Origin of the sequence: Carnobacterium divergens (assembly GCF_900258435.1) — a bacterium.
GTDB lineage: Bacteria > Bacillota > Bacilli > Lactobacillales > Carnobacteriaceae > Carnobacterium > Carnobacterium divergens_A.
The window spans coordinates 1399678-1412249 of sequence record NZ_LT992558.1; the positions used below are offsets into that span (position 1 = coordinate 1399678).

Consider the following 12572-nt stretch of genomic DNA (forward strand, 5'->3'; position numbering starts at 1 on the left):
TATTGCTGTCAATGTATTTACAAAGTTTTGCTGATAGTGTACTATTAATGAGTATGCAATAGCTAAAAAAATATGAAAACTATAGTGTTTCGGAGGGAATATACATGACTGCAAAATGGGAAAAAAAAGGCGCTAATGATGGTGTCTTAACATTTGAAATTACAGAAGAAAAAATCAAAGAAGGAATCGAGAAAGCCTTCAACAAAGTGAAAAAAAATCTTGATGTTCCAGGTTTCCGTAAAGGGAAAGTATCACGTCAAGTATTTAACAAAATGTACGGCGAAGAAGCTCTTTACGAAGATGCATTGAACGTTGTATTACCAGAAGCTTATGCTGCTGCTTTAGAAGAATCAGGTATTGATCCTGTTGACCAACCAAAAATCGATGTATTAAGCATGGAAAAAGGTCAAGCATGGGTAATCACTGCTGATGTTACTGTAAAACCTGAAGTTAAATTAGGCGAATACAAAAACTTAACAGTTGAAAAACAAGACCGTGAAGTGACAGATGCAGACGTTGAAGAAAACATCAAACAAAAACAAGCAGCACAAGCTGAACTTGTTTTAAAAGAAGAAGCTGCAGTAAACGGCGACACAGTTGTCATTGACTTTGAAGGCTTTAAAGACGGTGTTGCGTTTGACGGTGGAAAAGGTGAAAATACTTCTCTAGAATTAGGTTCAAACTCATTCATCCCAGGATTTGAAGAACAATTAATTGGCGCAAAAGCTGGCGACGAAGTTGAAGTTAAAGTAACTTTCCCTGAAGAATATCATTCAGAAGACCTTAAAGGCGCTGAAGCAGTATTCAACGTTAAAGTTCATGAAGTTAAAGCAAAAGAATTACCAGAATTAGATGATGAATTTGCTAAAGACATCGACGAAGAAGTTGAAACATTAGCTGAATTAAAAGAAAAAACCAAAAAAGAATTAACAGATGCTAAATTAAATGCAGCTGAAGAAGCCGTTCAAGAAGCAGCTATCCGTCAAGCAGTTGACAATGCTGAAATCGTTGAATTGCCACATGTAATGGTACATGATGAAGTTCACCGTCAAATGGATCAATTCCTAAATGATATGCAACGTCAAGGTGTATCTCCAGAAATGTACTACCAATTAACTGGTACAACAGAAGAAGACTTACACAAACAAATGGAAGCAGATGCTGATATTAGAACACGTACAAACCTAGTTCTTGAAGCAATTGTTGCAGCAGAAGGTTTCGAACCAACTGAAGAAGAAGTTGAAAAAGAAATCAAAGAATTAGCTGAACAATACAACATGGAAGAAAAAGCTGTCCGTGCTGCTCTAAGTGTTGACATGTTAAAACATGACATTTCAATGAAAAAAGCAATTGACACTATTACTGAAACAGCAGTAGAAAAATAAGCTGACTGTTCGTTGCCCTTGCTACTACTTGTTAGTAGCAGGGCTTTTTTAGGTGAATTTTAAATTATTTTTAATTTTCTAGTTAAAATTGTTGCGTTGCTGAGAGAATGACGTATACTATATAGTTGTAGTCATTTGAAATTCGTTTTAAGGTGTAACATAAAACTGTAAAAATGAATGAATAATCGAAGGGGGCTTTTCGTTGGCTAAAGTAGATAAAGAGACAAAAAAATTAATCGACACCGCAACACAAAAAATCATCAAAGAAAATAAGCTTAAAGCGATTGTGCACATTGATATTCTAACAAACGAAGTGGTAATTCCATTTAGTTTAGATGCTGAACAAATCGATAACTTAATTCAAAAAGTAGAAGATGCTGGTGTCAGTGTTGTTGGGGATGATGGCGGCCCGACAGACCGTCAAATTCTTGCAACTGAAAAAAAACGTAAAAAAGATAAAGAAAAAGAAGAAGAATTAGCTGCACCGATTGGTGTCAACGTAGATGATCCCGTTCGTATGTATTTAAAAGAAATTGGTCGAGTAAAATTATTAACAGCAGATGAAGAAGTAACATTAGCAAAACGTATCCAAGATGGTGATCCTGAAGCAAAACAAGCTTTGGCAGAAGCAAACTTACGTTTAGTTGTAAGTATTGCGAAACGTTATGTAGGCCGTGGTATGCAGTTTCTTGATTTAATTCAAGAAGGAAATATCGGTTTAATGAAGGCTGTTGAAAAATTTGACTATACAAAAGGATTTAAATTTTCAACCTATGCAACTTGGTGGATTCGTCAGGCCATTACCCGAGCAATAGCTGACCAAGCAAGAACCATTCGAATTCCTGTTCATATGATTGAAACGATCAACAAATTAATTCGTATTCAAAGACAATTGTTACAAGATTTGGGACGTGAAGCAACACCTGAAGAGCTTGGTGCTGAAATGGATTTAACCGTTGAGAAAGTACATGAAATTTTGAAAATTTCTCAAGAACCTGTTTCTCTAGATACGCCAATTGGTGAAGAAGATGATTCACAATTAGGGGACTTTATTGAAGATCAAGGCGCTGCAAGTCCTGAAGAGCAAGCTTCCTATGAATTGTTGAAAACTCAAATTGAAGAAGCTTTAGATACATTGACTGATCGTGAAGAAAATGTATTACGACTTCGCTTTGGTTTAGAAGATGGCCGCATTCGTACGTTAGAAGAAGTTGGTAAAGTATTTGGCGTGACAAGAGAGCGGATTCGTCAAATTGAGTCAAAAGCACTACGTAAATTACGTCACCCAAGTCGTTCAAAACAATTAAAAGATTATTTATAAAAATAAGAAGAATGACCTTTTGGAATAGTTCGCTTTCCAGAAAGTCATTTTTTTCTTAATTACCATCTTAACTCGTAAAAATAAACGAAAAAAGCATAGCAAACTTACTAATAATAATGTAAAATTAAGGTTAAAGTAAGTTTGATAGTTTCAAAAACAGTAGTTTAATTAGATAAGTTATTAAAATGTTGATGAATTCTGACTAAAGTTGAAAAACCAAACATAAATAGTTCTCATTTTTAAAACAGTGTGCTAAGATAGAGAATATTTAAAGAATCTCATTGTATTAATAGCAAAAAAAGTCTGATACTATTAAATAGATCTAAATGAGAATTGAGGTGGATGAAGCGATGTTTAACGATGAAGAAACAAAAGGCCCAGTTAATTGTTCTTTTTGTGGGAAATCACAAGATCAAGTCAAGAAAATTGTTGCTGGTCCAGGAGTATTTATATGTAATGAATGTATCGAATTATGTAAGGAAATCATTGATGAAGAATTCAATGAGACAAGTTTAGGCGAATTTTTAGAAGTACCTAAACCACAAGAAATTAGAGCGATTTTAAATGATTATGTTATCGGTCAAGATCAAGCTAAAAAAGCTTTATCCGTTGCTGTATACAATCATTATAAACGCGTCAATCAATTAAATACAGAAGATAGCGATGTTGAACTGCAAAAAAGCAATATTTCATTAATTGGACCAACTGGTTCAGGAAAAACTTTCTTAGCACAAAGTTTAGCTCGTATATTAAATGTACCGTTTGCGATTGCAGATGCTACAAGCTTAACAGAAGCAGGTTACGTAGGAGAAGATGTTGAAAACATCCTGTTAAAACTAATGCAAGCAGCTGATTACGATGTTGAGCGCGCTGAAAAAGGCATTATTTACATTGATGAAATTGATAAAATCGCCCGTAAAAGTGAAAATGTATCCATTACAAGAGATGTCAGTGGGGAAGGTGTTCAACAAGCCTTATTAAAAATTCTAGAAGGTACGGTTGCAAATGTTCCACCACAAGGCGGACGTAAGCATCCTCATCAAGAATTTGTCCAATTAGACACAAGCAATATTTTGTTTATTGTAGGTGGTGCATTTGACGGAATCGAAGAGATTGTCAAAAATCGTATGGGAGAAAAAGTCATTGGTTTTGGTTCAAGTTCTAAAAAATTAGACGAAACCCAAAGCGTAATGCAACAAATTGTTCCAGAAGATTTACAAAAATTTGGTTTAATTCCAGAATTTATCGGACGTTTGCCTGTTATGGCGGCTCTTGAAAAATTAACTGAAGATGATTTAGTTCATATTCTAACGGAACCTAAAAATTCATTAGTGAAGCAATATAAAAAATTATTTGCATTAGATGAAGTTGAATTGGAATTTAAACCAGAAGCTTTAAAAGCAATTGCTAAAAAAGCAATTGAACGCAATACAGGTGCACGTGGACTTCGTTCGATTATTGAAAGCATTATGCTTGAAATTATGTTCGATTTACCAAGCCGACCTGAAATCAACAAATGTGTTATCACTGAAGAAACCGTTTCTGGTTCAGGAAAACCTGAACTTTACAATGTTGAAGGTGTTGTTGTAGGTTCGTAAACCAAAGAAGAAGTTGACAAACGTCAACTTCTTCTTTTTTTTGATTAAATAAATAATAGCGTGATATAAATAAATAATTCCATCAAAAATAAAAAAATTCAAATTTTATAATCTTTTAGTTGCGAAAAGAACAAACGTTCGGTACAATGGAAATGGAAACGCGGTGCGACAACATACCCTCAATAATACTAAGTGGTGATAAAATGGGAGAAATTATTGTAGATAAAGAAACCAGAAGACAAGTAGATCAACTTTTAAAAAAAATACCAAAGTTAACAGCGATGGCTAGTTTAGCCGAACAAATATCAGGAGATGCACTCTTAAACAGTCGCTTGCAAAGTGCTAAAGATGAGCTTGACAGTATTAAAGCAGTTATTGCATCTATTCCTGATGAAGATCAAAAAGAAATTATTACCAAGCGCTATTTGATTCAAAATAATTATGAAACAGACATTCAAGTTTATATGGATCTAAACATGAGTGAATCGTATTACTATCGTATGAAGAAAGAAGCATTTGAGATACTTGCATTTTTATGGGGATTATAATTAAATAAACAAACAACTTATAAAAAGAAAGTGGATTCTCTTAACCAGAGTCCTCTTTCTTTTTATTTTTTTAGGTAAAAAAGAATGTTGAAAGAGAAAAAAAGAAATCAAACAGAAAAGATAAAGAAACGAGATAGAACAAATGTTCGGTATCGAGGTATACTTAGGATGTTGAAAGGCAAGAAGCCTCTAGCCTGACAATACCGTTCTCGAGACGAACAACCAACAATAAACGAAAGAAGGAATATACTATGACAGTTCAACCAATCGAAGGAAAAAAAGTTGTTTATTTAGTACAAGCAACAAATGCAGCAAAAGGAACCAAAGCATTATTACCAGGATTTCAAACAGAAGGAACTTGGACTCGTGAGCACGAGGCGTTAGACGAACAAACAAAATCAGGCCGCATTTTAGGTTATGGCGCAAAAACAGAAACTTTTGAACTGACTTTATATTCAGCACCAGGGGATGGTGGACAAGAAGTCATCACAGATGCTTATGACAACGAAGGGCAAGTCAAAGTATGGCGCGTTGAATTATCGGAGAATTCAGATGGCTCTTATCCAGCGCGTTTTGGTTATTCAATTATTCAAAGTGTGGCCATTTCAGATGCAGATAGTTTTGCAGAGCTAACCGTAACCTTACCAGTAATCGGCAAGACTCAACCGGGGACATTAGCAGATATTCCAGAAGAATTGTTAAACTTAGCCATGTATGGATTTGAAAAACCAGGTGAAAAAACAGGTGAATTAGGTGCTACACAACCAGAATAATCTTATCGGATGCTCTTCATCGAGCATCCACATTTCAATTCGTAAATTTCATAAAACGAGAAAAGAGGAAACCAGATGTTTACAATCGACTTTAAGAAAAAATCCTATGAAGTAAAAGGAACCTTACGTTTTGCGCGAGATATCGAAACAAATTTATCAACTGTGCAAGAGGGCATCAATCAATTAAATGGGATGGCACTGCTTTACATGGGGTTACAAAGTGATTCAATCAATGCGCTGTTAAACTTCCTTTACTACGGAATCAAAGCAAGTGAGCGTCCTAGTATGGAAGTGATTGAAGAATCTTTAGACGATCTGCTAGAAAAAGATGAAAATGCACTTGAAAACCTATTCTTAAAAGCAATCGGGGTGCTTGAAACAAGCGGTTTTTTCGCAAAAATGAAAAAAATGCTGATGGAAAACTTGAAAACCGATCCCAACAACAAGGAACTAGCCAAACAAATGGAACAAAAAAGCAAGAAAGCCATTTCTCTACTTTCTCAATCATAGAAACTTGTTTTCAGCACGGTATTACAACGATTGAACCAATGTTGGAATTAACGCTAGTCGAATACGAAGCCGCGTTACGAGGGATGCAGTTAAGGACCATTGATCAATACGAGTTTATGGCAAAATCAGCGATGGCAAATCGTTATGCCCACCATGTAAAACATGCAAATGAGCGGAAAATTTTTGACAAAACTAAAGCTTTACGAAGTTTGAATCATCCAGGAAATCAAAAAACACCGAATACACAGATGCTACTGCAAGCAAATAAAGCATTAAGTAATTATCAAGTGAATTTTACAGTTGAAGATAAGAGTAATAAAACTTAGGAAAGGAGGAAGGATATGGTTTTAAATTTAAATGAATTATCAGGGAATTTAGCTGACATTTTACAAAACACTAAATTACTAACGAATGATTTTTCATCTATGGCAAGTGTTGCGACAGAAATTGTGACACCTTTTTCTCAGGTGAAAACTGCTTTAGGAGAAATTGCTGGATCTGCTGGTTCAATTGGAGATATTTTTAATGGCAATGTTGGAATTGTTGATGGTTTATCGCAAGCAATTGATGGGATTTCAAAAAGTGCTGAAAATATTGGTCAATCTGCTGATGGATTTTTAACAATAAAAGATAACCTTATTGGATTGAAAGACATGGCCGGGGTAACAGGATCAGATTTTTTGGATCTTGGATCAAAATTAAAGAGCTTTCCAACCCCCAATTTTTCAGCAATAATGCCACTGTTTTCTGCTTTGGGAACGGCTGTGATGGGAGCTGCAACTAGTGTATGGGCACTAATTGCACCATTTTTAGCAATCACCTTACCAATCATCGCAGTTGTTGCAGGAATTGCTTTATTGATGAATCATTTAGGTATTTTTTCAGATATTAGTAAAGTATTTAGTGGTGACATGAGTTTGGGAGAATTTTTTGTAACGTTAAAAGATAAATTATTTGGCTTTGTATCAGGTATTGTTGAAGCCATCCCGCAAATTATTGAAAATGGAAAAAATTTAATTGTTTCGTTTATTCAAGGAATATCTGAAAAAATTCCAGAAGTTATTGCAACAGGACTAAATATGTTAGTTAGTTTTATTAGCACGATTTTAGCAGCAGTACCAGGGTTGCTTAGTGCAGGGGTAACGTTACTATTAAATTTCATTAATGGATTAATGACAATTATACCGACTGTTTTAGCAACCGTAATTACATTGATGGTTTCATTTATTGCAGCGATATTGTCTGCATTGCCCCAATTAATTTCAGCAGGAGTATCAATTTTGATGGCTTTAATTGGAGGGATTGTGACTGTTATTGCAAAATTAATTGTTATTGGTGCTGATTTTATTCGAAATATCGTTTCTGGAATTGGCGAGTTGATTGGACAATTAAAAAGTAAAGGATCTGAAATGTTAGATAAAGTTAAAGAAGGATTAACAGGTAAAATAGCGGATATGTTAACAATTGGACAAAATATTATTCAAGGTTTAATTGACGGTATTGCCAAAATGAAAGATGCGGTTGTTGAAAAAGTGAAAGAAATTGGAAATAGTATTTTAGGAGGTATTAAGGGGTTATTTAAAATAAAATCACCTTCTCGAGTAATGAAAAGTTTAGGAGCATACATGTCAATTGGACTTGCTAAAGGGATTGAAAGTGAGACTGATAAAGTGAAGCGGGCAACGGATCATCTAGCAAATGCAGCAAAAATTGATCCTGATGATTTAAAATCCAGCTTATCCGATATGCGGAGTATTTCAACACCACTTTCATTTTCAAATATGGTGGATACTAATAGAATGGAAGCTACTAATTCTGCTGGGTCAATTTCAAACAATCAAACGATTCAATTCAATCAACCGATTGCAAGACCTTCAGAGGTGCTGCGCAAAATGCGTCAAGCGAATCAGGAAATGGGGTGGAGCATGTAATGGAATGCGAAATATACAATAAGGCCATGCAATCGAAATTAATGATTAATGATTACGTTACAGAAATGTATCAAACAAACGGACAACCAAAGGGGAATTACTTTTTTATTAAATTAGATGGACTCGGTGAAGTTGAAGCAGATCGTCAAACGATGGATTCAAATCGAGATGGTACGATTTTTATTGAAAGTACGCTAGCAGAACGTGATATCCAAATTGAATTGATTATGATTGCGGACGAGTTTAAAACAATGGAAGAGCTGCGTCGGGAAATGAGTAAAATGCTAAACCCAAAATCAGGAACATTAGAACTTCGTTACAAAGAAGACGAACGAAGCTATCGAATTGATGTTCAAAGTGCACACGTGCCTACTTTTACAACAGATGGTTATTTAAGTAAAAAAGCACAACGTGTCACGCTTGATTTAATTGCCTCAGATCCATTTTGGTATGCTGTTGAAGATGAGATTCATTATTTATCAAATTGGGAACCAAATCTGGAATGGGAGTTAGAATTTCCGATGACGGGAGCGAGTGAGTTAGGAATTGAATTGGAACGCTTTAATGGTGATCAGCTGGTGACCTTGGTCAATGATGGCGATGAAGCCACAGGAATGGAACTTTATCTAACAGCCAGTGGAGATGTTAAAAATCCTGAAATTATTCGGGTGATGGCAGATGGTACGAGGACTCAAAAAATGAAATTACTCACAACTATCCAAGCAGGTGACCTCATTCGCATTACAACATCCGTTGGAAACAAACGCATTGAAAAGTGGAATGACACCCAACAATTTTGGGGAAATATTTTTAATACACTTTCATTAGATAGTCAGTTTATTCAATTAGATGTAGGCGAAAATTATCTGCGGTATCAAACGGAAAGTCATGCGGATCAATTAGAAATTAAAGTTCATTATCGTCTTCGTTATGTGGGGGTCTGATTAAAATGATTTTATGGTTAATAGACCAACAACTCAACCGTATCAATGCAATAGAAAATTTTAGCAGTCTAGTGATTACAAAACGCTATTCAGAAGTGAGTGAATTTGAATTGCATGTGCCACTTACAAAGGAACACCTAGAATTGATTCAAAATAACGAACTTATTTTGGGGAATATTTTGCTGAAATCAGGTGAAAAAACGGGTTATTTAATTGAAGAAATTAGTCCGAATTTCCAACAGGAAGTTAGTGAAATCGTCATTAAGGGACGTGATTTACGTGCTTATTTAGAAAGAAGGATTTTATTAGGAACCCAACACTACAAGGACACACCACAAAATTTAATAAAAAAATGGTTGGATGAATCAATTATTAATCCGGTAAATCCTGTTCGTAAAATGAAAGCATTTAAAGTGGGGACCTTTCCAGAAACCAATCAATCCATCAATCTTGAAACCAATTATCAAAATTTATTAGAATTAATCAGTTTGGTTTGCAAGGAATTTCAATGGGGGTTTGAGGTTCAAATGGATTTAGTGAATCGACAGCTAATTTTTATATCCTACACTGGAAAAGATCGAGGAAGTGAACAACAAAAAAATAGCCCAGCCATTTTTTCTCAATCTTTTGAGAATATAGTACAACAAACGATTGTATTAAGTGGAATAGATGCAAAAACAACGGCGATTTTGGAATATGAGCGAGAAGAAAAAAACTATCTGTTAGAAGTCACTGATGGAACGTCAGATATTTCAAGAAGAGAAATCTACGTTGACGCAAAAACGATAGGCACCCCCTCAGCTGAAAAGCCAATTTCCATTGACGAACAACAAGCACTAGTAAAACAAAAAGGAAATGAAACCCTTTTACAATATGGCTTTATTCAATCGATGGAAGCAGATGTGTTGACAAACGGCAATTTACGCTACCAACAAGATTTTGATTTAGGCGATCAGATTACGGTTTTAGTCGGTGAATTAAATTTTAAATTAGAGACTCGAATTGAATGCGTTGAAGAAGTCTACGAGAAAAGTGGAGTCGAAGTTCGATTGACCTTTGGCAATAAAATTCCAACACTGGTGGATAAAATTAAGAGGAAAGGCAAGTGATGAACTAAATGGAACAAGGATTATTTTTCCCTTCAAAAAATGGGGATCGTAAATACAAGGCAAGTGATTTTACTGGTTATTTTTCAAAACTATTTTCAAACGGAGTTTTTAGTAATAACAGCAAAAACTTACAAGTCATGGCTTCAACAACAAATGGATTGTCATTAATCGTTGAAGCAGGTTATGGCAATATAAACGGGTATCTTTACCAATTAACAGAGCCTAAGACAGTGGTATTTAATATTGCTGATGTTTCTGGAACGGCTAAAAAAGGTTCGGTTGTATTGCGAATGGATTTAACGGAGCGTAAAATGACTGTTGAAGTGAAGGGAACAGATGAGTTAACTCGAAATGCGACTGTCTATGAATTGATGTTAGCACGCATTTCCATACCTGGTAATGGCAAACCAATTACGCAAGGAATGATTCAAGACACTAGAGGAGACGGAAACGTTTGTGGTTTTGTGAGTTCGTTAATTGATATCGATCCAACCACTTTGTGGACTCAGTTTGAGGCCGATTGGAATGAATGGTTGAGTGAAATTAAAGGTACCGTTGGAGATGATGCGGCGGCTAATTTGGCATTGGAAATTGAAAAGATAAAAAAAGAGAAATATAGTAAAAAAGGTGGAATTATTGAAGGTAATGTAGAAATAAAAAATGAAGAAACTGGACCATCTCTAACTATACGATCAATAAATGAGTCTAATTTTACAAATGCATTTATGAGTTTCTATAAAAATACAATTAGAAAAGGTTGGATTGGTTTTACTGGTGTTATAGATGATACTTTAACAATTTCTAATGAAACTGGAAATGATATTAATTTGGAAACAACTGGAAATGGTAAGTTACATTACAATGGAAAAGAAGTTCAAGTTGATAATGATACCGGATGGAAAATGATAAGGATGGAAAATGGAATTGGAGAGAATAAAATATATATTCGTAAATATGGAAAATTAGTAGTTTTTAAAGGTGAAAGTGTTGTTGGTGATGCAAATTTAACTAATCAAAAAAAATTATGTAATATACCAGCAGGATATGAGCCTAGTTCAGAAGGATTTGCATATTTACACTCCCCATTTGCAAATGAAATAGTTAAATTACAATATAATAAAAAGGAGATTCGAGCTATTCTAGCAAGTGGTTCTCAACAATTTATATTTTCTTTTAATGAATTGTGGTGGTTAACAGATTAAATTTTTAACTAATATATAAAGGAGGGAACCTATGCAACTAATTAACCACCTATTAGAATCTCTATTCGGTGGTGGCAGTCCAGTATTATCTCTATACATGTCTGCCTTGGCCATCGATTTAATTACAGGTTATTTAAAAGCACTAAAGCAGCACAATTGGCGATCAGCTATTAATGTAGAAGGTTTATTGATTAAGTTCGTCACATTCTTTACGATTATTTCAGCAGGAATTATTGACGATTTAGCTCCATTAATGAACATTAGCCTTCCAATTAATATTGCTTTTTGGTGGACCATTATTATCACACTCTATGAATTAGGCAGCATTTTGGAAAACATCAGTGAAATGGGCGTCAATGTTGGATTTCTAAAAAAATATTTAGGTATTTTACAAGATCAAGTCGAATCAAAGGAGGAGGAAAGAGATGAGTAAAGTAGAAAATTTTTTAAATGAAATCAAAGAAGGTTCAATTGCTGGCTGGCACAAATATAGCATTTTACCAAGTGTCACCGCTGCGCAAGCTGCCTTAGAAAGTGCCTGGGGAACGAGCCAATTATCGCTAGCTCCTAATCACAATTTATTTGGTATTAAAGGAAGTTACCAAGGACAATCGGTTCAATTTCCAACATGGGAAGTCATCAATGGACAAAATGTGACTGTAAACGCGGTATTTAGAAAATATCCAAGCTGGTCAGCTTCTGTTGAAGATCATGGTTCTTTTTTTCATGACAATTCACGTTATTCTGGTATTATTGGTTTAACTGATTTTGTGGCTCAAGCTAGAGGAATAAAAGCAGCTGGTTATGCGACGGATCCACTATACGCAGACAAATTAATTGCAACGATTGAAGCCAACGGGTTAACGAATTGGGATCGACTAGCTTTATCAGGTCAAGCAGGAACGATTGAAGAAAAGCAAACAAGTTATACCGTTCAATTAGGTGACAATTTAAGTTTGATTGCAAAAAAATTTCAAACTACAGCGGAGGCGTTAGTAAGAATCAATCATATTTCAAACCCTAATTTGATTTATCCAAGACAAGTTCTTCAATTAAGTCCTACAAAAAATAAAACTTACACTGTTCAATCAGGTGATGCCTTGTCTTTAATTGCTTTAAAATTGGGTATTTCAATGGAGCAGTTAATTCAAAAAAACAATCTTGCTAATCCAGATTTAATCTATGCAGGACAAGTGTTACATTATGACTAGAGACAACGGAAGGATTCTTTAAAAAGAGTCCTTCTAGTTT

At 34.8% G+C, this 12572-nt stretch carries 13 protein-coding genes; all 13 read left to right on the forward strand.

The window, feature by feature from the left end:
- The first annotated feature begins 104 nt into the window (after positions 1-104).
- The 13 genes from tig (at position 105) to CDIMF43_RS07175 (ending at position 12532) form a co-directional block, all read left to right on the forward strand.
- Entirely contained in the window at positions 105-1385 is a 1281-nt protein-coding gene (gene tig, locus CDIMF43_RS07115) for a trigger factor (protein ID WP_109841591.1), read from the forward strand.
- 202 nt (positions 1386-1587) lie between these two features.
- Complete coding sequence (gene rpoD / locus CDIMF43_RS07120) at positions 1588-2706, forward strand: RNA polymerase sigma factor RpoD (RefSeq protein WP_074402925.1); 1119 nt, start codon at positions 1588-1590, stop codon at positions 2704-2706.
- A 350-nt stretch (positions 2707-3056) separates the two neighbouring features.
- On the forward strand, positions 3057-4304 hold the full coding sequence (clpX, locus tag CDIMF43_RS07125; protein WP_074402924.1) for an ATP-dependent Clp protease ATP-binding subunit ClpX: 1248 nt from the start codon (positions 3057-3059) through the stop codon (positions 4302-4304).
- A gap of 203 nt (positions 4305-4507) precedes the next feature.
- Complete coding sequence (locus tag CDIMF43_RS07130) at positions 4508-4852, forward strand: ArpU family phage packaging/lysis transcriptional regulator (protein WP_109841592.1); 345 nt, start codon at positions 4508-4510, stop codon at positions 4850-4852.
- A gap of 251 nt (positions 4853-5103) precedes the next feature.
- Positions 5104-5625 (forward strand): phage major tail protein, TP901-1 family, encoded by a 522-nt coding sequence (locus CDIMF43_RS07135; protein ID WP_074402922.1) that lies wholly within the window; start codon positions 5104-5106, stop codon positions 5623-5625.
- Between the two features lie 75 nt (positions 5626-5700).
- Positions 5701-6135, forward strand: a complete 435-nt coding sequence (locus CDIMF43_RS07140; protein WP_074402921.1) for a tail assembly chaperone — start codon at positions 5701-5703, stop codon at positions 6133-6135.
- Positions 6136-6173: 38 nt separating this feature from the next.
- Entirely contained in the window at positions 6174-6461 is a 288-nt protein-coding gene (locus tag CDIMF43_RS07145) for a hypothetical protein (protein WP_233218301.1), read from the forward strand.
- 15 nt (positions 6462-6476) lie between these two features.
- Positions 6477-8066, forward strand: coding sequence for a phage tail protein (locus tag CDIMF43_RS07150; RefSeq protein WP_109841593.1), 1590 nt, complete (start codon positions 6477-6479; stop codon positions 8064-8066).
- Positions 8066-9010, forward strand: a complete 945-nt coding sequence (locus tag CDIMF43_RS07155; protein ID WP_109841594.1) for a phage tail family protein — start codon at positions 8066-8068, stop codon at positions 9008-9010. The genes CDIMF43_RS07150 and CDIMF43_RS07155 overlap by 1 nt, the downstream gene beginning before the upstream one ends.
- A gap of 5 nt (positions 9011-9015) precedes the next feature.
- A complete protein-coding gene (locus CDIMF43_RS07160; RefSeq protein WP_109841595.1) occupies positions 9016-10119 on the forward strand; it encodes a siphovirus ReqiPepy6 Gp37-like family protein in 1104 nt (367 codons plus the stop codon).
- 8 nt (positions 10120-10127) lie between these two features.
- The gene (locus tag CDIMF43_RS07165) at positions 10128-11321 is read left to right on the forward strand and encodes a hypothetical protein (protein WP_109841596.1); all 1194 of its coding nucleotides are present in this window, start codon (positions 10128-10130) and stop codon (positions 11319-11321) included.
- 31 nt (positions 11322-11352) lie between these two features.
- Positions 11353-11754, forward strand: a complete 402-nt coding sequence (locus tag CDIMF43_RS07170) for a phage holin family protein (protein WP_109841597.1) — start codon at positions 11353-11355, stop codon at positions 11752-11754.
- On the forward strand, positions 11747-12532 hold the full coding sequence (locus tag CDIMF43_RS07175; RefSeq protein WP_109841598.1) for a glucosaminidase domain-containing protein: 786 nt from the start codon (positions 11747-11749) through the stop codon (positions 12530-12532). The genes CDIMF43_RS07170 and CDIMF43_RS07175 overlap by 8 nt, the downstream gene beginning before the upstream one ends.
- The last annotated feature ends 40 nt before the right edge of the window (positions 12533-12572 follow it).

What these genes read in the sequence shown, in the direction of transcription:
- tig (WP_109841591.1), top strand. Translation starts at nt 105, where the DNA reads ATGACTGCAAAATGGGAAAAAAAAGGCGCTAATGATGGTGTCTTAACA.
- clpX (WP_074402924.1), top strand. Translation starts at nt 3,057, where the DNA reads ATGTTTAACGATGAAGAAACAAAAGGCCCAGTTAATTGTTCTTTTTGT.
- CDIMF43_RS07130 (WP_109841592.1), top strand. Translation starts at nt 4,508, where the DNA reads ATGGGAGAAATTATTGTAGATAAAGAAACCAGAAGACAAGTAGATCAA.
- CDIMF43_RS07135 (WP_074402922.1), top strand. Translation starts at nt 5,104, where the DNA reads ATGACAGTTCAACCAATCGAAGGAAAAAAAGTTGTTTATTTAGTACAA.
- CDIMF43_RS07140 (WP_074402921.1), top strand. Translation starts at nt 5,701, where the DNA reads ATGTTTACAATCGACTTTAAGAAAAAATCCTATGAAGTAAAAGGAACC.
- CDIMF43_RS07145 (WP_233218301.1), top strand. Translation starts at nt 6,174, where the DNA reads ATGTTGGAATTAACGCTAGTCGAATACGAAGCCGCGTTACGAGGGATG.
- CDIMF43_RS07150 (WP_109841593.1), top strand. Translation starts at nt 6,477, where the DNA reads ATGGTTTTAAATTTAAATGAATTATCAGGGAATTTAGCTGACATTTTA.
- CDIMF43_RS07155 (WP_109841594.1), top strand. Translation starts at nt 8,066, where the DNA reads ATGGAATGCGAAATATACAATAAGGCCATGCAATCGAAATTAATGATT.
- CDIMF43_RS07160 (WP_109841595.1), top strand. Translation starts at nt 9,016, where the DNA reads ATGATTTTATGGTTAATAGACCAACAACTCAACCGTATCAATGCAATA.
- CDIMF43_RS07165 (WP_109841596.1), top strand. Translation starts at nt 10,128, where the DNA reads ATGGAACAAGGATTATTTTTCCCTTCAAAAAATGGGGATCGTAAATAC.
- CDIMF43_RS07170 (WP_109841597.1), top strand. Translation starts at nt 11,353, where the DNA reads ATGCAACTAATTAACCACCTATTAGAATCTCTATTCGGTGGTGGCAGT.
- CDIMF43_RS07175 (WP_109841598.1), top strand. Translation starts at nt 11,747, where the DNA reads ATGAGTAAAGTAGAAAATTTTTTAAATGAAATCAAAGAAGGTTCAATT.